Consider the following 24,097-nt stretch of genomic DNA (forward strand, 5'->3'; position numbering starts at 1 on the left):
AATTTATTTTATAAATAGCATAATGAAATTAATTTTTTTTAATCAACACCCCCGGTTAAGTTTGTAGCATAGACATTTGACTGTGCGATTTCAGTTGAATATTTAATTAATGAAAAAGGGGTGTCAATAAAGCCGAGCAGATTTGTTCGGCTTTATTTATTCAAAGTGTTTTTGCTTAATCTGGTCTTTGTTTTCGATGACATAGTTCATGAAAGCCTTCGCAACAGGTGATGGACTTTTCTCCTTGTGCCAAATCAATTTCCAGGTCGTACTGATCGGTAATCCACTACGTGGAATAATGGATAGTTGGCCATTTTTCAATTCGTTTTTTATCCCAATCATCGGCATAATCGAATACCCTAGCCCCGCCATAATGGCCTGCTTTACCGCCTCGTTTGACATCAATTCCAGTTTTTTTAGCGCATGAATTCCCTGTTTTTTCAAATAGGTTTCCATGATTTTTCGCGTTCCAGAACCATTCTCTCGAAAGATTAAGGGGAGCTCTTGATTAAACTCCTTAAAGGCAAAACTGGGGTTTAATTTGGCTGTTTGGGGATTGCCAACGAGATATAGTTCATTTTCTAGGATGTCAATGTATTCAAAACTAGGGCTATTAATATCCGTGGATATCAAACTAAAATCCACCTCGTTATTCTCCAAACTTTGAAAAACTTTCTCCCGATTTGTTACATCGATACTAATCTCGACGCCCGGATTCGACTTCAAAAAATCAGTTAGAAAATAGGGTAATACATACTTTCCTGTGGACACAATAGATACTTTTAAGCGACCTAATAATTGGTCCTTAAAAGCCATCGTTTTATAATTGATGGCATATACCTGATCGATAATTCCTTCTGCCGATTTTGCAATTTCTAAGCCAAAATCAGTCACGTATATTTTTTTACCGATGATTTCAATCAATGGAATTTCAAATTGCGCTTGAAAGTTTTTTATCTGAATGGATACCGCGGGCTGGGTTAAGTTTAACTCCTCGGCAGCCTTGGTAATGCTCATCGTTTGAACAACCTTTAAATAAATCTGTAATTGATTCAGCGTATAATTCATAAGCGGGTCTAATGTATTTCATTATAAACTTAAATAAAAATTATCTAATTGTCGGCCGTTACTTTGCAATTAAATTTTCACAAGTGAAAACAGCCTACCGTAGTTTCTTTATTGTTCTTCATGTGATAGGCATCATCGCCGGACTTTTTATCAGCTTTACGACACAGGATCCGGTGACGGATAAGTTAATTGTCAGTATCCTTATTTTACTTACATTGAATTTAGTGCGCTTATCTCAGCATCTTCAGTAAAATCGCATCCATGTCTAATTTTGAACTCTTAATTTTTTCTTCAGATCATACATGGATAGTTTAACCCATTTTAAGGGGAGAAAAATCGTCATTGCCACCAAGCACGGCAAAGAAAATGTAATCGCGCCACATCTGACGAAGGACTTGGGTTTGTATTGTTTCGTGACGGACCAACTAGACACGGATCTTCTGGGGACATTTTCTGGCGAGGTAGATCGAACGGACAGCCCAGTTGAAACGGCACGAAAGAAATGTCAGCTAGCTATGGATTTGACATCAGTAGATTTAGCCATTGCATCAGAGGGTTCGTTTGGTCCACATCCTAGTATCCCATTTATTCCGGCGCACGAAGAATTTTTGCTGCTGATCGATAAGAAAAATAACTGGGAATTTTTGGTCCGAAAGCTAGAGACTAAAACAAATTACCGCCAAATCACGTTGACTTCCATCGATATGTTAACGGACTTTTTACATCAAGCTAAATTCCCTTCGCACGGACTGATTGTTAAGAAACAGGCTGATGATTCGGCTGATTGTGTCAAAGGTATTCGTGATAAACAAGTGCTGCATCAAACGGTGGAGTATTTCTTCAGTCGGTTTGGGCAATGTACCGTAGAAACCGATATGCGTGCCATGCATAATATGACACGCATGGACGTGCTAGATTTGATGACGGCCTCCTTAATTCAGCAAATTAATTCCACCTGTCCTACGTGTCAAACGCCCGGTTTTTCCCTCAAGGAAAAAGAGCGCGGACTACCCTGTAGCCTATGTGGTAATCCCACACGCACCGTTAAAGCAGATATTTATGCTTGCCAAGCATGTACGTATACTGAACACCGTCCCCCTGGTCACGCGATGGAAAAAGAAGACCCGATGTATTGTGATATTTGCAACCCTTAATTTGATATGATTACAACCGATATAACACTCATTCGCGAGCGCCTCAACCAAGGAGAGCTCATCGGCCTACCCACCGAAACGGTGTATGGACTTGCCGCGAATGTATTCAACTCCAAAGCCGTAGCGAATATTTTCACGACTAAACAAAGGCCGACCACCAACCCGCTGATTGTGCATGTGGCTTCGATCAGCCAAGCGCGCGCACTTGTCAAACGCTTTCCAGAAAAAGCGAATCTCCTCGCCAAACAATTTTGGCCAGGACCCCTAACCTTGATTCTGCCTAAAAATCAATCGGTCAGCCATGCCGTGACGGCTAACCAGGAAAATGTGGCCATTCGTATCCCAAATCACCCCGCGGCTATAAACCTGTTAAACCAATTGGATTTTCCACTCGTCGCTCCAAGCGCTAATCCCTTCAACCGGATTAGCCCTACCACGGCAGCACACGTAGACGCCTATTTCCCCTCTATTTATACCTTAGATGGCGGCGCATGTCAGTCCGGTGTCGAATCAACGATTGTTGGTTTTGAAGGAGACGAAGTTGTCCTACTGCGCCACGGCGCAATTTCAATTGAATCAATCGAAGACTGCGTAGGCCGTATATTAAATCGGACTGCGGCCACGGAACACGCTTCGCTTCCGGGCCAACATAAAAAACATTATGCCCCATCCTGTGAATTGATTGTCACGTATGAGCCCTTATTTATGCTCAGCACAGTCAAGCAAAAGAAAGTGGGTATACTTTGGTATACATCAGTACAAATCGAGAGCATCCATGTGGACGTAAATCTCGTCCTAGCTCCCACAGGAGATTTAGCAGAAGCAGCGAAAAATTTGTTTGCCGCACTGCATACCATGGACCAAATGGGGCTCGATTTAATCATCGTCGAAAGACTACCTGCCTATGGTTTAGGCATAACCATTAATGATCGCTTAGATCGCGCCGCAACCAAATGAAATACCTAATCACGAATGCCCTTGTGGTTAATGAGGGCCAACAAACCCAAACGGATGTACTTATTTCCGGCGAACGTATTGAACGAATTTCGCCCTGGATTTCAGACGCCCATGCTCAGGTCATCGACCTCCAAGGGAATTACCTTATTCCCGGCATGATCGATGATCAAGTCCATTTTAGAGACCCCGGCTTAACCTATAAAGCAGATATCCAAAGCGAATCAATGGCCGCCGTCGCCGGAGGAATTACCTCGTTCATGGACATGCCAAATACCATACCTAATACGCTCACCCGAACGTTATTGGAAGAAAAATACCAATTGGCCTCCCAAAAATCCATGGCCAATTATTCATTTTTTATGGGCGTTACAGCAGCCAATTTAGAGGAGGCACTCTGCGTAGATAACGAAACCGTATGTGGTATTACCGACGATGGCCTCTACCTAGAGAAGCAAGAAATCTTAGCGAATAACCCGGAATACCTCGAGAAATTATTTGCCCGCGCGGAGACATTAGTGGCCTTACACAGCGAAGATGATTCTATCATTCGTAGAAATTTGAGCCATTACCAAGAAATCTATGGCGACAATATTCCCGTAGAATTCCACCCCGCCATTCGTTCTTCTGAAGCCTGCGAAGCCGCCACCAAACGGGTACTCGAGATTCAAAAACGACATAATAATCGCCTGCATTTCTTTCACATCTCGACCGGCGCCGAAGCAAAATTATTCAGCCCAGGACCAATCACCGAAAAACGGGTAACCGCAGAAGCATGCATTCACCATTTATGTTTTACGGATGCCGACTACCCTTCGTTAGGCAATAAAATCGTTTGGAACCCATCGGTTAAGTCGGCAGAAGACCGACTCGAATTACTAAAGGCCCTCGAAGATGGACGAATCGACCTCATCGCGACCGACCATGCCCCCCATAGCCTGGAGGAAAAAACAGGCAACTACATGCAAGTTAAATCCGGAGCTCCCATGGTGCAGCATGCATTATTAATGCTTTTTGAATTAGTTGCGCGTGGGGAACTTTCCTTGAATACCTTGGTCGCTAAATCGAGCCACCGCGTGGCCGACTGCTACCGCATGGTGGACCGAGGCTATATCCGCGAAGGATTTTTCGCTGATCTAGTGGAGGTTGCCCCTTCGAATCCTTGGTCCGTAACCACGGAATCTTTGCATTATAAATGCGGTTGGGCACCGGTCGTGGGACGCACGTTTCAACATCAAATAAACCGCACCTTTGTTAGCGGCTCGCTCGTATATGAAGCAGGGAAATTCAATCCGGAAAAATCGGGGAAACGCTTACACTTTGCCAAAATTAGATAAATAGACCATGCAATTTTTTATCACAGGAATAGGGACTGAAATCGGGAAAACGCTTGTCTCCGCCATAGTAACTGAATACCTCCAGGCCGACTATTGGAAACCCGTACAATCGGGAGATTTGCATTGGACTGACACGATGAAAGTTCAGTCGCTTATCTCAAATACAAAATCAGTGTTTCACCCGGAGCGACACCGACTAAACGCGCCGCTTTCTCCACACGCTTCCGCGGCATTGGACGGAGTGCAAATTAAGCTTTCCGATTTTACACTTCCACAGACGTCAAATCATTTGGTGGTAGAAGGTGCCGGTGGTCTGATGGTCCCATTAAATGAGAACGATGTGCTGTTGGACCTCATTCAACAACTCCAAATTCCCGTCATACTTGTTTCGCGAAATTACCTAGGCAGCATTAACCATACGCTCTTATCTTTCGAGGCCTTGAAGCATCGCAATATCCCAATCGCCGGTATCGTGTTCAATGGCGAACCTAATCCGGCATCGGAATCATTTATTGAAAATTATACGCAATTGCCGGTATTGTTTCGGGTTGGAAATTTGGAAGAGATCACGCCAGAATCCATTCGCGACGTGGTGAAACAATTGCCTATTGATTTCCCCGTAAGGTAATTTGCGCAGCAGCGAGTGGAAATTAAATTAGCATCCAAGTAATATTTAATTGAATTTCGGTAAGTTTGAAAAACTAAAATCTCCTCGCTTGAGATTTTGACCTCGAACCTATTAACCATTCATGAAACAATTACAGACGCTCGATTACATTGTATTTCTCCTCTATTTTGTCTCCGTTACCAGTTATGGATATTGGGTATACCAACGGAAAAAGAAGGCAGAAATTTCCACAAAAGACTTTTTTCTCGCAGAAGGATCGCTTACCTGGTGGGCCATCGGTGCCTCATTATTAGCATCTAATATTTCAGCCGAACACTTTATCGGCATGTCGGGCTCTGGCTTCGCAATTGGCTTAGCCATCTCTTCCTACGAATGGATGTCGGCCGCAGCACTTGTTATCGTGGCCATTTTCTTTGTTCCTATTTTCTTGAAGAACAAGATTTATACGATGCCACAGTTTTTGTCGCAGCGCTACAATAATACAGTGGCGACAATCATGGCGGTTTTTTGGTTGTTGTTGTATGTATTTGTCAACCTTACCTCCATTCTTTATTTAGGCGCTTTGGCCATTGAAAGCATTACCTCCATTCCTTTTTTATATGCGATGGTTGGCCTAGCCTTGTTCGCCATTTTCATCACCTTGGGTGGGATGAAAGTGATCGGTTACACGGATTTTATCCAGGTAATTGTCTTGATTATCGGCGGTTTAGTGGTGACGTATTTGTCCCTTGACATGGTGTCTGATCGCTTTAACAGCGGAGGCGTTTTCGGCGGTTTAATGGAGTTGCGTACCCAAGCAGATGACCATTTTCACATGATCTTTTCGGAGGGCGACAAGTATTACGATGCACTTCCGGGATTTGCCATTTTGTTTGGCGGGATGTGGATCAATAACTTGAATTATTGGGGATGTAATCAGTACATTGTTCAACGGACATTAGGAGCAGATTTACCTACGGCACGTTCAGGGATTTTGTTTGCTGCCTTTTTGAAATTATTGATGCCCTTAATTTGTGTGATTCCGGGTATCGCGATGTATGTGCTCTACCAAAACGGCGCTTTCCAAAATGAAATGACCATCGCCGGAATCGTTAAGCCGGACCATTCTTATCCCACGCTCATGAACCTGTTGCCTGCCGGATTAAAAGGACTTTCGTTTGCGGCCTTAACTGCTGCGATTGTGGCGTCATTGGCCGGAAAAAGCAATAGCATCTCGACCATTTTTAGCTTAGATATTTACAAGAAATCTTTGAATCCGAATGCCTCTGAAGCCCAAACAGTTTGGGTTGGTCGCATCGCAATCTGGGTTTCTTTCGGAATTGCCCTATTAATCGCGCCTCAATTACGGCAGCTTGAACAAGCGTATCAGTTCATTCAGGAGTACTCAAATTACCTGACGCCTGGAGCTTTTGCCTTGTTCTCTTTGGGGCTATTTTGGAAGCGGACTACCTCAGCCGCTGCGATTGTTGCGGCCGTTGCGTCTATTCCCTTGGTCGTATTGTTTAAGAACTTACATACATTTATCGGCGGAAATCCCATCCCATTCTTACATGTAACCTCATGGGTTTATGTGATTTTGGTGGCCTTGATGGTCTTGATATCGTTGGCAGATCGGAGCTCAATTAATAATCCAAAAGGCTTAGAAGTGGAGCGTGCCGACTTCCTTGTGTCGAAGCAATTTGCGATCATTTCCATTTTGGTCATGGGAATTGTGGCCGGGTTGTATACCGTATTTTATTAAGGGTTTGTTGGGGCACGTTCAATGCCCCAACAACCTTACAAAACTTTTTCGGTGTCTGTCGTAAACAAGCGCGTGCTCACGGTATAGGTTCCTCCGTTTGGATCTTTGTATTTTAAATCCATGTAAAAAGCTTGGTATCCTTTTTTCACAAACGGAATCGTATACTTGACCGTTGACCCCTCATATTTTACCCGCCGCGTTAACCATAAATTATTTCGGAAATCCCGATCTGCCGAAGTTGTCGCCCAAATAGCGGCTTCCACTAAATCGTTTGGATTTGCTTGAACAGCGAGCTCAAATCCCTCCGCAGTTTTATTTACAGCCCAGGTACTCACCGGATATTCTTTATTCTGAAGCGTTAAGCCAAAGAACGCACTTAGCCCTTCCAAGGCTTGTTTCCCTCCTGCCAAATCATGTCCGGCATTGGGCACATAGTGGATTAAATTTTTACCAGGTATTTGATCGAAATAATGTTTGATCGCATCAGCTGTCCAGTAAGGGTCGTTTGTGCCCACGAATATCATCTTCGGAACCGTTAGTTTTTCCTTGTAGGAATACGGATCAATCATCGCCGTGATCGCTTTTCCATCCGGACTGGATGTACTTTGTGGGATGCCTATTTTGACATAGTCTTCAATTTGATCACTGTATTCGCCGTACGTCTCAAATTGGTAGCTGAGCGTTTTGGGCATGTTCAGCATGTCGATGACCATAGGGCCTATGGCCTTCACGCGCTTGTCGTCGATTGAGCTAGATAGCCACGTTGTCCATCCGCGTTTGGAGGCGCCGGCCAGCACGAAATTAGACACGGAATGTTTGGTCTTTTTAGCTACAAATTCCTGAACGGCATCCATGCCTTTTACGGCAGATTTCACCATGGGGAATAAGAGGGGCCACGTATAATCTTTGTCTTTGCGGAACTCATTTAGGGTATGCGTAATCAGCTCATCTTCTGTTTTTCCATCATAAAGCGGCTGGTTTGGAACCTGTTTAATTAAAGCCACCACGGCTTTGTTCTTGGATGCGATGGCATTCAAGATAGGCCACAATTTATCTTCTTTACTCCAGTTTGGTTGTTCATCTTTATTGCTTCCGCCCGTGATGAAAAGCAAGGCGCCATCGTATTGGATGGTGGATGGAATAATGATTGTAAGCTGATGTCTCCACATAATTCCGCGCCATTTTTGGGAGGTCAATAATACCTGATAGGCCTTCGCACTACCGATGTTGGCCGAATCTTTCAGCTCCCACGTATAGTTTGAGTCGCCATTCGATAAGTAACTTTTAAGCGCATTTTCGGGTTTGATTTTGGATTGCGAAAATCCAAGAAAGGGAATCAATAAGAGTATGATTCCAAAGCGTAAGTTCTTCATTTGTGATTAAATAGGTTTCGGTAAATATATAGAAATTTATGATGCAACGATATGTCTGTCAAGCCTTTATAGGGATGTATCCTGATTTCTATGCTATGGTAAGCGAATTTTAAGGCTAGTTTTTGTACATTTATTTTTACGAATCGGCCAACTTAAAAGTCCGACAAACCTGATCCTATGAAACTAACGCGTACCTATTTCGGGGCAGTAATCCTTTTTCTATTACTCGCCAGCACCAGTTATCAACTCATATTTCGTGTAGAACCTGCACATGTGGAGGGCACAAATTCCAAAGTAGATAAAATTCGGCTTCAGCCCGGATTTAAGTTGGAGCACCTCATTAGCCCCTCCGATGAAAAAATTGGCTCTTGGGTTTCGATGACCTTTGATGATCGAGGTCGTTTAATCTGTTCGGATCAATATGGAGGCCTTTTTCGAGTGACCGTACCTCCCCTGGGAACTAGCGCTAAACCCATGATTGAGAAATTGAAATTTGGGAAGGGTGCTGATACCTTAGGTATTGGGAATGCACACGGATTATTATTCGCGTTTAAGAGCATTTATGTCATGGTGAATGCCCGTGCGAAACCCAACTCAGGCACGCGCGGCAGTGGACTCTACCGCATTCAAGATCTGGATGGCGATGACCAATTTGACAAAATTACGTTGTTAAAGGAATTCAAAGGCGATGGCGAACACGGACCGCACAGCATAATTTTATCTCCGGATAAACAATCTATATTTTTAATCTCGGGGAATCACACGGATGTCCCTCCGATGGATGCCTATCGATTGCCAAATAACTGGCAGGAAGACAACATGTTTCCTTTGATCAAAGACCCGCGTGGGCATGCCAATGACCGGTATGCTCCGGGTGGATGGATCGCTAAAATAGATCCCGACGGCAAAAAATGGGAACTCGTGAGCGCTGGATATCGTAATGCATTTGATATTGCCTTCAATGAAACAGGAGATTTGTTTGTGTATGACGCGGATATGGAATGGGATTTTGGCCTTCCTTGGTATCGCCCAACGCGCATTTGCCACGCAACCAGTGGTAGTGAGTTTGGGTGGCGAACCGGAAATAGTAAATGGTCGCCTACCTATCCTGACAACCTACCTCCGGTACTTAATATTGGACAAGGTTCTCCTACTAATTTGGTGTCATTACAAGAGGCTAAATTTCCGGCTAAATACCGACAATCACTTTTGGCATTTGACTGGACTTTTGGGATTGCGCACGTCATTAAATTAAAGCCTGCGGGGGCGACCTTTACGGCCGACCGCGAAGAGTTTTTCTCCGGAATTCCTTTGCCATTGACGGATGGAGTTGTAGGGCCAGACGGGGCTTTGTATTTTTTGACAGGCGGTCGCCGACTTGAATCAGACCTGTACAGAGTTTCGTATGTGGGTGCCGAGGAAACGACTAAGCCAGTAGCTGCCAGCCCTAATTCCTTAAATCTTTTGAGGCGCCAAATCGAACAATTTCATCAAGGTCCCAACCCGCGTGCCGTGTCTTATGTTTGGCCATATTTGAAACATCCGGATCGGTTTATTCGCTATGCGGCCCGACTTGCCTTAGAGCATCAGCCGGTACAGACGTGGAAGGATAAAGCAATCCAAGAAAAGGATCCAGTCACCGCGACGCAAGCGCTGATTGGCTTGATCCGACAAAGCAAGCCTGAATTTAAAGCGGCTATTTATGGGTCACTTTTAGCGATCAATCACCGCTCATTTTCACAGCCACAAACACTAGACTTACTACGTGCGTATGAGTTAGCGATGTTGCGTTTGGGGATGCCAGATGATCAGATTTCATCCCAAATCATTGCACAATTTGATGCCCGTTTTCCAGCAAACAACATGAATCTGGACAGAGCGTTGAGTCGGCTTTTAATTCCACTCGAGGCACCTAAAGTGATTAAACGTACCTTGAAAATCATGCAGACTAAAGACACGGCGAGTGCAACGGCCTATCGGGTGGAATCGGCTACTTCCTCTGCTGATTTGATTATGCGTAATCCTGAATATGGAACGGACATCGCGAAGATGTTGGAAAAAATGCCTCCGGCCCAGCAAACCTACATGGCGGTGATGCTATCCGCAGCACGCAAGAATTGGACTCCCGAATTACACAACCAATATTTCGCGTGGTTTAAAAAATCCTTTGAATTTTCAGGTGGTCGTAGCTATGTGGGTTTCATCGATCGTGCACGTAAATTGGCATTAAAGAACGTCCCTGAATCCAAAAAGAGCTATTACGATAAATTGGGCGGAGCAGATTTATTAACGGCGAATGGAAACGACATGGCCTCTATCAGCTACCCGAAAGGACCTGGGAAATCATGGAAATTAGAGGAGGCCGTCGCGCTACTGGATATGCCCTTAGAAGGCCGCGATTTTGAAAATGGGAAATCCATGTTTGCGGCAACAACCTGTATTCGTTGCCATGCCATCGGGAGTGAAGGCGGTGGAAATATTGGCCCTGACTTATCGAATTTGGGCACCCGATTCTCGAAAAAAGATATGTTGGAAGCCATCATTAACCCCAACAAAACAGTTTCGGATCAATACGCCGCAACGCAATTTATGTTGCGCAATGGCACCTCAGTGATAGGCCGATTAACGAATCAAGATAAAACGGCTTTCTATGTTTCTCAAAATCCGTATGCGCCAGATCAGGTGGAGAAGGTTTGGAAGAAAAATGTCATTTCGGCGAAGTATTCTCCCGCATCCATCATGTTGCCGGGACTAATTAATAGCTTAAATGCAGAAGAATTAAAGGACTTAATGGCGTACTTAATGTCCAATGGGAACGCATCGAATGCCATGTTTAAAAAGAAATAAGATGTACATATCGCTCACGGGCTTAAAGCCCAATGGTTTTTTATCCTATATACGCTTTTGGTTTTTGGCCATTCCTTCCTTCCGTCAAGCTCAAACTGCAGAAGGGAATCTCCATTGCGATGTCAAAAAAGTTAAGGAATATCAATGCACGATAACTGCTTGGGAGAGTCGCGAAATGATGCTCCAGTACCTTCGAAGTGGTGCACACCTAAAGGCCATGAAGGCTTTTAAGCAAATTGCGACGGGGCCAACGTACGGCTATGAGTCAGAGACCATCCCAACCTGGGAGGAGGCGTATGTCTTACTGACTGAAAAGGGGAAAATGCATTAATAAAACAACAGCTCATCCACGCGTAGCCAAGCACCCTTTCCTTTATTATCCACAAAGGCCGGTAGTCTTTTCAATCGCTCCGCTTTGATGCGGAAGTATTTGGCATGTATGCCGGTCAATGGGATGTTGATGCCACGTGCCGAATAACCACTTTTCTCTTTAGGTTGTACCGGCTTTGTGGTAGTTATTAAACGCATTTTATCTGGGGTTTCACCTCCCCAAACCTCCACCTTCACCGGAGGAAATACGTCCGAATCCGTCTTTTCTAAATACGATAACGTCACTCCATGAACCGATGTGGATTTTTCAAAACTCGCGACCACATCTAAGTCGGCATCTTTAAAACCTAGCCACGTAAAATTAGGAACCCCCTTCACCTCACGCGCTCCGATCACAAAATCCATCAAACTCGCCCCGCCTGCTGCTGGATATTTAGGATCTGGCTTGGCAAGTAAATCCATACGAGCCGGAATGAATTGTGATTTGTAGACGCGAACGTCGATGGGATTGCTGGCGCGCCAACCGGCCTTCGTGGCCAAGATGCGAACCTTCGCATAATTGGCGATGGCAATCGGCCCTTTAGTTGATGGACTTTGTAAACTATCTGGTAGTGAATCGTTCAAGGTGTAGCGAAACAGCACATCACGTAAGGTATGTTTAAACGTAAGTTTTTCACCCGGTTTTAATATCAGATTTTCATTCACCAAAATCGGCGGATTGATCTGTAAGGTTTCTTCCTTCGGGATATAACCTGCATCAAATGACACTTTCGGAAATTGGCTGCGTAAGGCGCTCAAATCTCCCGCTGAAATACTCGTGCTCCACAGGTGAATTTCCTTTAAAGCAGGAAGTTTGGCGAGTAATTTGGAGACGCCTGATTTCCCCACTTTCGTACCCGCGAGCGATAGTTGTTCTAGGTGATTCAAACCTGCCAGTTGGCCTATTCCCGCATCATCGATAACCGTGAAATTCAGGTTCAATTTTTCTAGATTGGCGAACTTGGAAACTAGATTCAGGTCTTCATTTTTGATGGGCATTTTGGAGAGTTGTAAGCCCACCAACTGCTCACTGACCTGCGATAAGTCTGACAACGTTTTGGGATCAAACTTCGCAGCTACATAAAAATCTGCCTGTAAAGCCGGGGACTCATTTGCGATCGGATATACCGTACAATAAGGCGAGTTTACGGATTCGATAGCTGATTCCGAAGCAGCTGAAAAGTCGTAGGATTTTGTGCTTATTGTAATGGCTGCCGGCTGAATCAGCTTCTGAAAATCTGGGCTAAACTCCCCTAATTTCTTTTCGAAAGAGGCCCCTTCTTTTACCCACAAGGTCAAGATCGTAATTTCATCCGGAGTTAATTGCGCCTTTCCCAGCGGAGGCATGTGCTCCTTCGCGCTCATCGGTAATTTGATGCGTTGGACTAAATGACTATTCAACGCATCCCCCGCCTTCCAAATCGGCCCATGTTTTCCACCTTTCATTAGGTTCGCGATGCTATTCATTTTGAGCGCACCTTTTGACTTTTGGTCATTATGACACGACTCACATTTGGCCTTTAAAATCGGCTGGACGATGTCCTCAAACACGACACTTTCCTGAGTAATTTCTGTCGACTTCTCCCCAAAACGCAAGTAATCTTCTCCATGGGTAATGCTCGCTCCCGAATGGCCGGCAATCACTAAGGTGACGAATCCGATCGCGGCACCAACGAGTATATTTTTACGCAGCAATACCCAAACAAAATAGACAAATGAAACCGCGACGCCCGACCACTGATGCCAATCCAACGCACTCGTTTCATAACCTCCATCTTTGGCCAAAAACAATCCAAAAATGGCCGTTGACGTGGAGAAGATGGCGGTAATTAAGAGTAAGAATTCGGCTAAAACTTCGAAGGAAGCGAGGTGTTTTTTTATGCTAAAAAGCCCGAGCAACAATACGCCAAAACCGATAGGCAAATGTAAAATTAAAGGATGTAAATGGCCGATGCCTGCTAGTGGTAAAGCAAAGCTCGACTGGAAAATTAAGAGGAAAACGAGGAAGCCTTGAAGACTCCATAAAATCAAATTCCCTATCTTTTCGACCTTCCCCATTACGCGATTAATCCTGGTAAAACATTGCCCGCAATGTCGGTTAATCGGTAACGCCGACCTAAATGTTTGTAGGTCAATTGCTCATGATTGATCCCCATTAAATGCTGCACAGTGGCATGGAAATCATGGATGTGCACGGGGTCTTTTATCACGTTGTAGCCTAGTTCATCGGTCTCTCCGTAAACCGTTCCCGCCTTTACGCCACCACCGGCCATGAAAATACTGTAAGCACGCGGGTGGTGATCGCGGCCGTAATTGTCGACTGTATATTTTCCTTGACAATAATTGGTCCGACCAAATTCCCCGCCCCATATCACGAGCGTTTCGTCCAATAATCCCCGCTGTTTCAAGTCGGTGATTAATGCCGCCGAAGAGCGATCCACATCCTCTGCTTGCATCGCCATTTCTTTCGGCAAGTTGCCGTGGGAGTCCCAACCTTGGTGATAAATTTGCACGAAGCGAACACCCGATTCGGATAGTTTACGAGCCAATAAAACATTCGCCGCATAGGTGCCCGGAACTAAACATTCCGGTCCATACATTTTGATGATATGATCAGGCTCCTTCGATAAATCCGTTAATTCAGGAACCGCCGTTTGCATGCGGTAGGCCATTTCATATTGTTGCACTTTGGCCTCTACTTCCGGATCCTTATTTTCCGCAAAGCCCTCATGATTTAACGCGGCAAGTTGGTCGAGCATTCTGCGCCGACCGGCCTTATCGATTCCATCCGAATCATTTAAGTATAAAATCGGATCTTCCGAACTACTAAATACGACACCTTGATGCGTCGAATCTAAGAATCCATTCGTCCAAAGTTTCGAATAAACACCCTGCCCATTTCCTCGTCCCCGTGAAAGCAACACGCAAAATGCCGGCAAGTTTTTATTCTCACTTCCTAAGCCGTAGGACATCCAGGCACCCATACTTGGGCGATTCCCTACCTGAGCACCCGTCTGTAAAAAGGTCAATGCTGGATCGTGATTAATTGCATCTGTACTCATCGTGCGAATCACACAAATATCATCTGCAATCGAGCCAATATGCGGGAATATTTCACTGATGTATGTCCCTGATTTTCCGTGTTGTTTGAAATTATAATACGACCCGACTAGTGGGAATTTATCTTGGGATGCCGTCATCCCGGTGAGCCGTTGGGTCCCGCGAATCGAATCCGGTAAATCCTGCCCCGCCATTTTGTTCAGCATTGGCTTGTAATCGAAACTCTCATATTGCGAAGGAGCTCCGTTTTGGCAGAGGTAAATCACTCGCTTCGCTTTAGGCGCAAAGTGTGCGACACCTAAAGGTAAGGATTGTGCGGAGGCATCGCCTTTGAATAAATCGGGTACGAGCAATGAGCCTAAGGCTAATCCCCCGATGCCCGCAGCTGCCTGGCCAAAGAAGTGCCGGCGCGTAATATTCAGTCGATTTTTGAAGAATTCGTTTTCCATATTAAACCCGCATGATGGCCTCCTCCATGTTATAGATTAATTGAATCGTTAGCATCATCGCCGCCGTGGACCCTGTGACCGCCGCTTTGTCTTGTTTGTATTCCCCAATCTTCATCAGCTTCTGAACTTTCTTCGGATTTTGAACACATGAGGTTTGCTCGGCCTCGTAATATTTTTTCAGCATGGCGAGTTCTTTTTCGTTCGGGGCCCGACAAACAATGCGTCTAAACGCCCGAGTTAATTTCTCATCAATGCTTCCTTTTTCGCGGGAGAATTGGCTTGCCAAAACACGCGAACTTTCCAATACGTGCGGGTCATTCATCATCACCAAAGCTTGTAATGGTGTATTCGTCCGACCGCGTTGCACCTCGCATTGATCGCGATTACTCGCATCAAAAATCAACATGGTTGGCGGAGGAACCGTACGTTTAATAAATACATACATGCCGCGGCGATATAAATCTTGATTATGATCTTGAATGTAATTCATTAGCGATCCGCGACCAGAGGTGGCCACTTCCCACAAGCCTTTCGGCTGATAGGTCTTCACACTTGGTCCGCCAATTTCCTGATTTAAAATACCTGCAGATGCCAATACCTGATCACGGATTTGTTCAGCCGGAATCCGAATCCGAGACATGCGCGATAGGTAAATGTTTTCCGGGTCAACTTGTTGGGCCGAAGAGGTCACCGTGGAGGCTTGTTGGTACGTTGCCGACATCACAATTTGTTTTACCAATCGTTTGATGTTCCAGCCGTGACTTTGGAAATCGACGGCCAACCAATCCAATAATTCCGGGTGGGTAGGCAGTTCGCCTTGCATGCCGAAATCGCCTACTGTTTTCACGATGCCCCGACCGAAAAACTGCGCCCACATCCGGTTTACAAACACGCGGGATGTGAGTGGGTTTTGAGGATCGATGAGCCAACGGGCCAAACCAAGCCTATTTTGGCCATATTTCGAGGTAGAGTAGGGTAAAATACTTGTAGGAATTCCTACGCCTACTTCAGGGCCAGGCATGTCGTAATTGCCACGAGACAATACATAGGTTGGCCTACGTTTACTCGAATCCGCCATGACCATGACGTCCACGGAAGCCGTATCTTTTTTGTGAATAAACTTCAATATCGATTGTACATCTTTCGTGGTGATGGTCATGTTTGGAGGATCTGCGAAGGATGCATCGATGGTTCCGAACAACCCTTTTTCAGGGACTTGATTGAAGAAAGCGTACGTACTGTAATAGTCTTTTTGTGAAATGGGATCGTATTTGTGATCGTGGCATCGCGCACACTCAAAGGTCAGCGCGAGGAAGGATTTTGAAAATGTATTGGTCCGATCGTTCACGTATTCTACGCGGTACTCCTCGTCGATGACCCCACCTTCTTGCGTAATCTTGTGGTTACGATTGAAGCCCGTGGCAAGTAACATTTCTTTCGTTGGCCGAGGCAACAGGTCGCCGGCTAATTGCCAGGTGACGAATTTGGCATAGGAATAATTCGAATTAAATGCGTGAATCACCCAATCTCGCCATGGCCACATCGTGCGTAGACCATCATCTTGGTAGCCATGCGAATCTGCATATCGTGCCAAATCCAGCCATTGAATCGACATTTTTTCACCGTAATGTTTACTGCCTAAAAGCTCGTTGACGATTTTTTCATACGCCTGCGGGCTATCGTCTTTCATAAAACTATCTTGCATGTCGAGCGTCGGGGGCAAACCAGTTAAGTCAAGGCAAACCCGTTTTAATAACTGCTCTTTCGATGCTTCCGGACTGGGCTTCAAGGACTTTTCCGCCATTTTCGCAAAGACAAAATAGTCGATGGGATTGCGCACCCAATCTTCATCGGCATCCGGCAAAGCCGCTTTCACAGGTTTGATAAAGGCCCAGTGGGGTTTATAAACCGCACCTTGCTTAATCCATTTTTCGATGAGATCAATTTCATGTTGCGAAACCGTCAAGTGGGAACTTGGCGTAGGCATTAAGAGCGAGGTGTCTTTGGTAATCAAACGCTGAAATGCATCCGAACTTTCCGGGTGTCCCGGAACTATGGCATGCATGGATGGATTATCCTTGAACGCGGCGTAAGCTCCTTCCGGAGTATCTAATCGAAGGCCCGCCTTACGCTTGTTGGCATCCGGCCCATGGCATTTAAAGCAGCGATCAGAAAAGATGGGACGTATGTGGTAATTATAGTCGATGACATCCGGCATCGCCGTTTCTTGTGCTTGGGTATCTGTGCATTGGGTATAGGTGAAAATACCTCCAATTCCCAGGATTAAAATGAGCCAAGAACGCTTACGAAAGAAAATCATGCAGAGGAAATTCTATTTAAGCCGTTAATATACGATTAAATTTTTTCTTTGAAAATTGCTATTCGGCCAGCTTTAATTTAGCGCTGTCTATTTCCAGTGGCCATTGCCCTTTGAAGCCTGATTGAATCGCTAAATCCGGTCGCATTTTTTTCAGTTGGGCCACTCCTTTTTCTGAGACACGCGTTTGCCAAAGATAGACGCGCTTGAGGGATTTGATTTTGGCGAGATGCGCTAAGCCTCGGTCACTGATTGGGGTTCCTACCAAATTCAGTGATTCCAAATAGGCTAGATTTTTCAGACTTTCCAGATCTTGGTCGGCAATTTTCGTATGATTTAAATCGAGCAGAATTAACAGGGGCATGGCGGCAATATCCTTCATAAAATCTCCGCCGACTGCCGTATTGCCCAATTTCAATCGGACGATTTGATCTTGGATTTTACTTAAATCAGCCAGCTCTTTACTCGTTACACGTGGCGCATTGATGGCATTAATTTCGATGAAGTTTTGGTCTTTTGAAATGGGATTTGCCAATAATCCATGTGTACGAATGCGGGCTAGGTCGGCCTCATCGGCGGCATCAACGGTCTTTTCAAACACCGGAGATTCCCGCGAAACTTCCCCGTTTGCGAGCGAAGCAAGTACCGGTTTAATCTTCTCATCCACGGGGAGTTGGCTTACTTTTTTTGTAAAATCAGCTCCATGTTGTACCCACCAGTGAAGGAGCGCAATCTCATGTTCGCTTAAAGGCGTTTTTCCTTTAGGCGGCATGTGGTGCTCATCATTCGGATCAAGTAAAAGTCGTTTGATAAGTTCACTTGCTAAAGGCTTACCCGCGGTTAGAATAGGCCCATCTTCTCCACCTTTTAAGATAAAATCTGGCGAATCTAAGCGAAGTTTTCCTTTCTGTTTTTGATCGTTATGGCACGAGATACATTTTTGAGTGAGGACCGGTTTCACGAGTTGGGTGTAGACAATCGCCTCGGGCAAGTTGGCAATTTTAGTCACCTCCTTACGCTCAGCTTCTGCTTCTTTCATGCCCAGTATTTTGCGCGCGGAACCCGGCAAACTTGCCGACAAATAATCAGATCCATGCGTTAGATTTCCACCATAATGTCCGGTGATGGTCAGGCAAAGTAAACTCAAAACAAAAAGGCTATTCGTCAGGCGGTGGTTCATGCCTGCGCGCAGGACGTAAGTAAGGCCAACCGACAGCACACAGGTGCTGATGCCGAGCCACTGGTGAATTTGTAACGCGTTCGGATCATATTCGCCCGATTGCCCCAGGGCCCAACCCATGGCTGCAGAGTTACAAGCGAACGCGCTAGTCCAAATTAAAATTCGGACGATAACGGACTGTATATCAGCGGATTGCTTGGAGAAGAAATGTAAAATTCCCGCAATGAAAAACATCCCGATGGGCAAATGCACCAGCATCGGATGGAAATGTCCCCAAAAAATCAGCCATGATTGGCCTGCCTCCGCGATCGTCATCTAGCCAATACGTTCTAATTTGATCGGATAGGTTTTTCCAGAAGCCCACTGCGGCACGTAAATATTTTCATCGGAATCAGCATACACATCATGCGGATGGATAAACACTTTGTGCTCGTCGTCTTTGACCTGCTTCTGTAAAACTCCATTTTTATAGATCGGCTCCGAGCCTCCCGGTGTCGAAACAACTTTCATGTTCTTATCCAAAATTTGGATATACCCGGAACCCGCCCACGACGCATCCGTACTACGGAAGCAGGCGGCCAGGATGTAGTCGCCGTGCAGGACAGGCCGACAAATAAACGAACCCGGATAGTGGTAACGCGTGATGAATTTACCGTCTAAGGTGAATCTTTTCAAGCTGTTATTTACACGGTCGGTGACTAACAAAGTCCAGTTGTTCGGATCGCGCGTGTCGACTAAAACACCATGGCAACAGTTGAATTTATTGTCGTCATAGACAGATGAGTATCCGCCAAAATGACGAATATATTGTCCTTTAGAATTGTATTGAATGATGTAATTGGCACCATATCCATCAGCCACATAGATGTCGCCATTTTTCGGATTCACCGCAGTTTCGGTAGGAACAAATTGATGCGGATGCTCGTATACGCCTGTCTCTTTCGGGTAATCAATCTTGAAAATTTCGCGACCTTTTAAATCCGTTTTAATGACTTGATGGCGGGTGTTATCACAGATCAATAGAAACTGTTCGCCGCCCTCATTGAGTATCGTTAATCCATGCGCACCCGGATAAGAATGTCCCCAGGAGTCCAATAATTTACCTGATTTATCGTAGATGAGTACGTTGTTTTTGACTTCGTTGGTGAGCATGAACAGTCGGCCTTTTGCATCTTCCACCATCTCATGGCAGTCATTAACCGGATTTTTTCCTGCGTCCAACATGCCCCAATTAGGCACAACTTTGTACGTAAATGAGCCATGGCCCAGGGTGATTTCTCCTGCTTTGGGTGCGATTTTTTTCATAGTATTATTCGTTAACAAGGATGTGCCGATGAGTACGGAACTGTTTTTCAAAAAGTCTCTACGTGAGTTCATGTCATTAAGGTTTATTCATGCTTTCGTCAATATTAAATAGGGCATTGGCCACTAAGGTTTTGGCAACCAAATTGGCCGCATCACGCGGAATCTCGTTGTCCTTACAAAGTTTTAAAAATGCTAAGCGTTCTTGCGGATGCCCTTGATAATACGCTAAGGTTTGGGCGTAAAAGGCGTTCAATTTTTCAGCTTTTGAAGATGAAATCTCTTTGCCAAATAATTCAGCATAGCCTTTTTGGATAAATTTCAGGCCATTTTCTGGGGATTTTCGGGCGAAAAATAACGACGCTTCGAGGAACACCGGATCATTCAATGTGTTCAATGCTTGCATCGGCGTATTGGTTCTGATCCTTCTCGATAGACAAATATCACGCGCGCCTGCATCAAAGGTCACCATGGTTGGATAGGGACTGCTGCGTCTCCAATACGTATATAATGAGCGCCTCCACTGATCTTCCCCATCGCTTTTTTTCCATTGCATGCCACTATAAGGCGCATTCCAAACACCATCCGGCTGCTCCGGCATCACACTGGGTCCTCCCAGTTTTCGACTTAATAATCCCGACCAAAGCAAAGCCTGATCGCGGAGTTGTTCCGGACTTAAACGTACACGTGGCCCGCGGGTGATGTAGCGATTGTTTGGATCTTTTTCGCGGGTAGCTTCGTCGACGATGGAGGATTGCTGGTAGCTTGCCGACATCACCACGTATTTCAAAAATGCCTTGGGTTGATACTTAAAATCCACCTGAAATTTATGCGCTAAATGATCCAATAATGCCTGGTTTACAGGTGCGAGCCCTTGGCTTCCTAAATCCTCCAGCGTTTCCACAATTCCCATTCCGAACAACTGTTCCCAAAACCGATTCACAGCCACGCGGGCAGTGAGTGGATTGTTTGTGCTTCCGAGCCAATTCGCTAATTCGAGGCGATTGGAAACAGGGCCATTTTTAAACAAACCTGGAATTCCGGGTTGCACGGCATCGGCTTGATTTAACCAAGAGCCACGCGTAAACACACGCGTCGTTCGGGTGTAGTCGGCCGGGTTTTCCAACATCACCGGTGTCGTGATTTCGGGTTCCGTAGCGATGGCTTGCAAAGCTAATTTTTCAAAATCGGTGGATTTTAACTGGCCTGGTACCTCCGGCAATACGGCCCAAAATCCGATCGTTGCCGTTGTCTGCTCAGGCTTTGTTTTGGAATTTAAAAATTCCCAAACGAGGTCTTGCTTTCCGGGTAAAGATGGAATGTCAACAAACGTATAGGCCCAGCCTTTCACCCACTGGCCTTTCGGTTTGGCATACTTTTCTTGCAGCGTCGTATCTAGTTTGATGCGGGCGATAATCGGTCCCTTTTTCGTTCCTTGGTGAATGTTCAAGTAGGTAGGCGCTGGACCTGAGTTCCGACAAGCAATCAAGAGTTTTGTTTTTCCCATCATCGGAACCGCCTTAAAGCGCGCCGATCCCTTGTTCCGAATGGCTAAATATTTGTTATCCGCCAAGGCGCCATTTTCAAATTGGTCCGCCCAATGTGGATGGATTTTCGGTTCCACAAATCGGATCATCTGACCCCAAGCCTTTTGGGTAGCCAGCGGCTGATTAACCAAAAAAGTCTTTAACTGGGCAATCGTTTTTTCGTTGGCCGGCGCATGGTGTCTGTAGGTCGGCGAGTCATCTGGAATATCCTCATCGCGTGAGTTATTGAAGAAGGCCATGTACTTGTAATATTCCTCATGTCGGATGGGATCGTAGGGATGTGAATGACATTGCACACAGCTAAAACTAGTTCCTTGCAGCACTTCCCAGGTGGTATTCACACGATCTAAAATCGCAGCCGTTCGAAACTCCTCATCTTCCGTTCCACCCTCATCATTATTCGTGGTGTTCCGGTGAAAAGCCGTTGCGATGAAGTCACTTTCTTTCGGGTTTGGTAGCAAGTCGCCCGCTAATTGCTCTTTGATAAATTGATCATAGGGCTTATTCTGATTGAACGATGCGATGACATAGTCTCGGTATTTCCAAATGCTGCGACCCTCATCTTTTTCATATCCTTTGGTATCTGAATAACGCGCCAAATCCATCCACATCGCCGCCCATTTCTCACCAAAATGAGGGGATTTCAGGAGTTTGTCTATCTGCTTTTCATACGCTTGATCCGAATCATCTTGTTCGAATGCTTGGTAATCCGCCGCTGTGGGAGGCAAGCCGGTTAAGTCTAAATATAGCCGACGAAGCAAATCGGCTTTTTCGGCCCGATCCGTATGCATAAGTCCTTGGTTTTTTTGCTCCGCTTGAACGAAATAGTCGAGGTCGTTTTGTGCCCAGGAGGCTGGAATGCCCACAAAAGAGAGGGCCTTTTCAAGCCAACTGCCCGTTGGGATACTCGGCGCTTCCAGCGGCTGGTACGCCCAATGTTCCCCCCAATTAGCTCCTTCTTTGACCCAAGTAGTTAATAATTCGATTTCCTCTTCGGATAAAGCGGGCCGTTGGTACGGCATTTTTTCCTCCGGATCTTTGCTATGAAGTCGCTGGATAAAACTTGATTGTTCCGGACGTCCGGGGATAATAGCAGGTTTCCCAGATTCCGTTTTCCCTAGCGCCTCTTCTTGAAAGAGCAAACTAAATCCGCCTTGCTTTTTGACACCCCCGTGGCATGAGATGCAATTCTTATTTAAGATGGGTTTGATCTGCGTGCTGTAATCAACTTTTTGTTGCTTGCTCGAAACATAATAGGCGGTCATTCCCGCGATGCAAAGGCCCAGAAAAATGAAGAGTTTTTTCATGGTCTAGGCCAAAATTGGATTAATCACCTTGCCATATACATCCGTTAAGCGGAAATTTCGCCCTTGGAATGGGTAGGTAAATTCTTCATGGTTGATGCCCAAGCAATGCAAAATAGTCGCTTGCACATCATAAACAGATGTTTTTCCCGAGACGGTTGAATAACCTAAATCGTCTGTTTCACCTAATGACATGCCGGGTTTAATTCCGCCGCCTGCGAGCCACATGGTGAAGGCTTCGGTATGGTGATCGCGTCCGTAGAAACTTTGCTTTTGGCCTTCGCGATTTTCTTGCATGGGCGTCCGGCCAAATTCCCCGCCCCAGACAACGAGTGTTTCGTCCAACAAACCCCGTTGTTCGAGGTCAATTAATAAAGCGGAAACGGCTTGGTCTGTTTCCAGGCATTTTTGGTGTAAACCAAAATCCACGGAACCATCTTTGCTTGTGCCGTGCGCGTCCCATCCCCAATCAAATAATTGGACAAAGCGAACGCCTTTTTCGACCATTTTACGGGCCAATAAACAGTTGTTCGCAAAGGATTCTTTCCCCGGATTTGTACCGTATAATTGGTGTATGTATTCAGGCTCTTTGCTGATGTCCATCACTTCCGGAACCGAACTTTGCATTTTATACGCCATCTCATATTGTGCGATACGAGCGACTGTTTCTGGATCACCAAACTCCGCATAGGTTTCCTGATTTACGGCATTGATGGCATCGATACTCGCCTTACGGATATCGGTATTTACGCCATCTGGATTCTTAATGAAGAGTACGGGTTCTCCCGCGGAGCGACATTGAACGCCTTGGTAAACGGAAGGGAGGAAACCACTTCCCCAGGCCGACTTCCCTGCGTCGGGATTTTTGCCGCCTGATGCGAGCACCATGAAGGAAGGTAGGTTTTCGTTTTCGGAACCGAGGCCATACGAAACCCAGGAACCTAATGACGGCCGACCGAGTCGCGCGGAACCGGTATGCATGAGTAATTGGGCCGGAGCATGATTAAACTGATCCGTATACATGCCCTTCAAAAACGTAATTTTATCTGCCTGTGTCGCTAAATGCGGCATGTGGTCAGAAATCCAATGACCCGATTGCCCGTGTTGGAGGAAATTAGCTTTTGGCCCCAATAAATTCGGAACCCCGCGAATAAACGCGAATTTTTTCCCTTCGAGTAATTCTTTGGGACATTCTTTGCCGTCAAATTTAGCCAGTGTTGGTTTGTAATCGAATAATTCTAATTGCGATGGCGCCCCTGCCATGTGAACAAAAATGACCGATTTCGCTTTACCAAAATGAGGCGGAATTCGCGAGGAGACTTGTTGGCCTTTTGTCGCCGACGAACAACCCCAAAGAGCAGAACCAAATGCGAGAGAACCAATACCCGTACCGAGTGATTGCAAGAAATGCCTTCTCGTTGCCAAAATGGCTTCTTTTTCGATTGCTTCTTGGACTAATTTGTTCAT

General features: G+C 45.6%; 17 protein-coding genes. 8 read left to right on the plus strand and 9 right to left on the minus strand.

Annotated elements, in window-relative coordinates; all coding sequences use genetic code 11:
• Positions 1-156: 156 nt before the first annotated feature.
• On the minus strand, positions 157-1,068 hold the full coding sequence (locus U0R10_RS07650) for a LysR family transcriptional regulator (protein ID WP_377983372.1): 912 nt from the start codon (positions 1,066-1,068) through the stop codon (positions 157-159).
• Between the two features lie 83 nt (positions 1,069-1,151).
• Here U0R10_RS07650 and U0R10_RS07655 point away from each other — a divergent pair, with 83 nt between their 5' ends.
• The 6 genes from U0R10_RS07655 (at position 1,152) to U0R10_RS07680 (ending at position 6,882) form a co-directional block, all read left to right on the plus strand.
• Positions 1,152-1,319: a hypothetical protein gene (locus U0R10_RS07655; protein WP_377983373.1), complete on the plus strand. Its 168-nt coding sequence runs from the start codon at positions 1,152-1,154 to the stop codon at positions 1,317-1,319.
• A 51-nt stretch (positions 1,320-1,370) separates the two neighbouring features.
• Positions 1,371-2,222 (plus strand): DUF6671 family protein, encoded by an 852-nt coding sequence (locus U0R10_RS07660; protein WP_377983374.1) that lies wholly within the window; start codon positions 1,371-1,373, stop codon positions 2,220-2,222.
• A 6-nt stretch (positions 2,223-2,228) separates the two neighbouring features.
• The gene (locus U0R10_RS07665; protein ID WP_377983375.1) at positions 2,229-3,179 is read left to right on the plus strand and encodes an L-threonylcarbamoyladenylate synthase; all 951 of its coding nucleotides are present in this window, start codon (positions 2,229-2,231) and stop codon (positions 3,177-3,179) included.
• Positions 3,176-4,513: a dihydroorotase gene (locus U0R10_RS07670; protein ID WP_377983376.1), complete on the plus strand. Its 1,338-nt coding sequence runs from the start codon at positions 3,176-3,178 to the stop codon at positions 4,511-4,513. The genes U0R10_RS07665 and U0R10_RS07670 overlap by 4 nt, the downstream gene beginning before the upstream one ends.
• Before the next feature lie 7 nt (positions 4,514-4,520).
• Positions 4,521-5,141 (plus strand): dethiobiotin synthase, encoded by a 621-nt coding sequence (gene bioD / locus U0R10_RS07675; RefSeq protein WP_377983377.1) that lies wholly within the window; start codon positions 4,521-4,523, stop codon positions 5,139-5,141.
• 121 nt (positions 5,142-5,262) lie between these two features.
• Positions 5,263-6,882 (plus strand): sodium:solute symporter family transporter, encoded by a 1,620-nt coding sequence (locus U0R10_RS07680; RefSeq protein ID WP_377983378.1) that lies wholly within the window; start codon positions 5,263-5,265, stop codon positions 6,880-6,882.
• A 35-nt stretch (positions 6,883-6,917) separates the two neighbouring features.
• On the opposite strand, the gene U0R10_RS07685 is transcribed toward U0R10_RS07680, so the two are convergent.
• Positions 6,918-8,255, minus strand: a complete 1,338-nt coding sequence (locus U0R10_RS07685; protein ID WP_377983379.1) for a PhoPQ-activated pathogenicity-related family protein — start codon at positions 8,253-8,255, stop codon at positions 6,918-6,920.
• A gap of 177 nt (positions 8,256-8,432) precedes the next feature.
• Here U0R10_RS07685 and U0R10_RS07690 point away from each other — a divergent pair, with 177 nt between their 5' ends.
• Together U0R10_RS07690 and U0R10_RS07695 are read left to right on the plus strand one after the other, a co-directional pair.
• Positions 8,433-11,102 carry a c-type cytochrome gene (locus U0R10_RS07690; RefSeq protein ID WP_377983380.1) on the plus strand — a complete coding sequence of 890 codons (2,670 nt, stop codon included), beginning with the start codon at positions 8,433-8,435 and terminating at the stop codon, positions 11,100-11,102.
• 1 nt (position 11,103) lies between these two features.
• A complete protein-coding gene (locus U0R10_RS07695) occupies positions 11,104-11,433 on the plus strand; it encodes a hypothetical protein (protein ID WP_377983381.1) in 330 nt (109 codons plus the stop codon).
• Here the strand turns inward: U0R10_RS07695 and U0R10_RS07700 are convergent.
• The 7 genes from U0R10_RS07700 to U0R10_RS07730 are packed head-to-tail and all read right to left on the minus strand — an operon-like array spanning position 11,430 to position 24,097.
• Positions 11,430-13,529 carry a c-type cytochrome domain-containing protein gene (locus U0R10_RS07700; protein ID WP_377983382.1) on the minus strand — a complete coding sequence of 700 codons (2,100 nt, stop codon included), beginning with the start codon at positions 13,527-13,529 and terminating at the stop codon, positions 11,430-11,432. The genes U0R10_RS07695 and U0R10_RS07700 overlap by 4 nt on opposite strands.
• Entirely contained in the window at positions 13,529-14,980 is a 1,452-nt protein-coding gene (locus tag U0R10_RS07705; RefSeq protein WP_377983383.1) for a DUF1501 domain-containing protein, read from the minus strand. The genes U0R10_RS07700 and U0R10_RS07705 overlap by 1 nt, the downstream gene beginning before the upstream one ends.
• A gap of 1 nt (position 14,981) precedes the next feature.
• Entirely contained in the window at positions 14,982-17,300 is a 2,319-nt protein-coding gene (locus U0R10_RS07710) for a PSD1 and planctomycete cytochrome C domain-containing protein (RefSeq protein ID WP_377983384.1), read from the minus strand.
• 58 nt (positions 17,301-17,358) lie between these two features.
• Positions 17,359-18,792, minus strand: a complete 1,434-nt coding sequence (locus U0R10_RS07715) for a c-type cytochrome domain-containing protein (protein ID WP_377983385.1) — start codon at positions 18,790-18,792, stop codon at positions 17,359-17,361.
• Positions 18,793-19,854 (minus strand): NHL repeat-containing protein, encoded by a 1,062-nt coding sequence (locus tag U0R10_RS07720; protein WP_377983386.1) that lies wholly within the window; start codon positions 19,852-19,854, stop codon positions 18,793-18,795.
• Positions 19,855-19,858: 4 nt separating this feature from the next.
• Positions 19,859-22,633 (minus strand): PSD1 and planctomycete cytochrome C domain-containing protein, encoded by a 2,775-nt coding sequence (locus U0R10_RS07725; protein WP_377983387.1) that lies wholly within the window; start codon positions 22,631-22,633, stop codon positions 19,859-19,861.
• A 3-nt stretch (positions 22,634-22,636) separates the two neighbouring features.
• Positions 22,637-24,097: a DUF1501 domain-containing protein gene (locus U0R10_RS07730; RefSeq protein WP_377983388.1), complete on the minus strand. Its 1,461-nt coding sequence runs from the start codon at positions 24,095-24,097 to the stop codon at positions 22,637-22,639.

Source organism: Aquirufa avitistagni (genome assembly GCF_042715545.1).
Classification (GTDB): domain Bacteria; phylum Bacteroidota; class Bacteroidia; order Cytophagales; family Spirosomataceae; genus Aquirufa; species Aquirufa avitistagni.

Bases quoted from the DNA above. Each gene is read 5' to 3' on its own strand.
- U0R10_RS07700 (WP_377983382.1), bottom strand. From the start codon at position 13,529: ATGGGGAAGGTCGAAAAGATAGGGAATTTGATTTTATGGAGTCTTCAA.
- U0R10_RS07725 (WP_377983387.1), bottom strand. From the start codon at position 22,633: ATGAAAAAACTCTTCATTTTTCTGGGCCTTTGCATCGCGGGAATGACC.
- U0R10_RS07705 (WP_377983383.1), bottom strand. From the start codon at position 14,980: ATGGAAAACGAATTCTTCAAAAATCGACTGAATATTACGCGCCGGCAC.
- U0R10_RS07665 (WP_377983375.1), top strand. From the start codon at position 2,229: ATGATTACAACCGATATAACACTCATTCGCGAGCGCCTCAACCAAGGA.
- U0R10_RS07685 (WP_377983379.1), bottom strand. From the start codon at position 8,255: ATGAAGAACTTACGCTTTGGAATCATACTCTTATTGATTCCCTTTCTT.
- U0R10_RS07670 (WP_377983376.1), top strand. From the start codon at position 3,176: ATGAAATACCTAATCACGAATGCCCTTGTGGTTAATGAGGGCCAACAA.
- U0R10_RS07715 (WP_377983385.1), bottom strand. From the start codon at position 18,792: ATGACGATCGCGGAGGCAGGCCAATCATGGCTGATTTTTTGGGGACAT.
- U0R10_RS07680 (WP_377983378.1), top strand. From the start codon at position 5,263: ATGAAACAATTACAGACGCTCGATTACATTGTATTTCTCCTCTATTTT.
- U0R10_RS07650 (WP_377983372.1), bottom strand. From the start codon at position 1,068: ATGAATTATACGCTGAATCAATTACAGATTTATTTAAAGGTTGTTCAA.
- U0R10_RS07720 (WP_377983386.1), bottom strand. From the start codon at position 19,854: ATGAACTCACGTAGAGACTTTTTGAAAAACAGTTCCGTACTCATCGGC.
- U0R10_RS07690 (WP_377983380.1), top strand. From the start codon at position 8,433: ATGAAACTAACGCGTACCTATTTCGGGGCAGTAATCCTTTTTCTATTA.
- U0R10_RS07730 (WP_377983388.1), bottom strand. From the start codon at position 24,097: ATGAACAAATTAGTCCAAGAAGCAATCGAAAAAGAAGCCATTTTGGCA.
- U0R10_RS07695 (WP_377983381.1), top strand. From the start codon at position 11,104: ATGTACATATCGCTCACGGGCTTAAAGCCCAATGGTTTTTTATCCTAT.
- U0R10_RS07710 (WP_377983384.1), bottom strand. From the start codon at position 17,300: ATGATTTTCTTTCGTAAGCGTTCTTGGCTCATTTTAATCCTGGGAATT.
- bioD (WP_377983377.1), top strand. From the start codon at position 4,521: ATGCAATTTTTTATCACAGGAATAGGGACTGAAATCGGGAAAACGCTT.
- U0R10_RS07660 (WP_377983374.1), top strand. From the start codon at position 1,371: ATGGATAGTTTAACCCATTTTAAGGGGAGAAAAATCGTCATTGCCACC.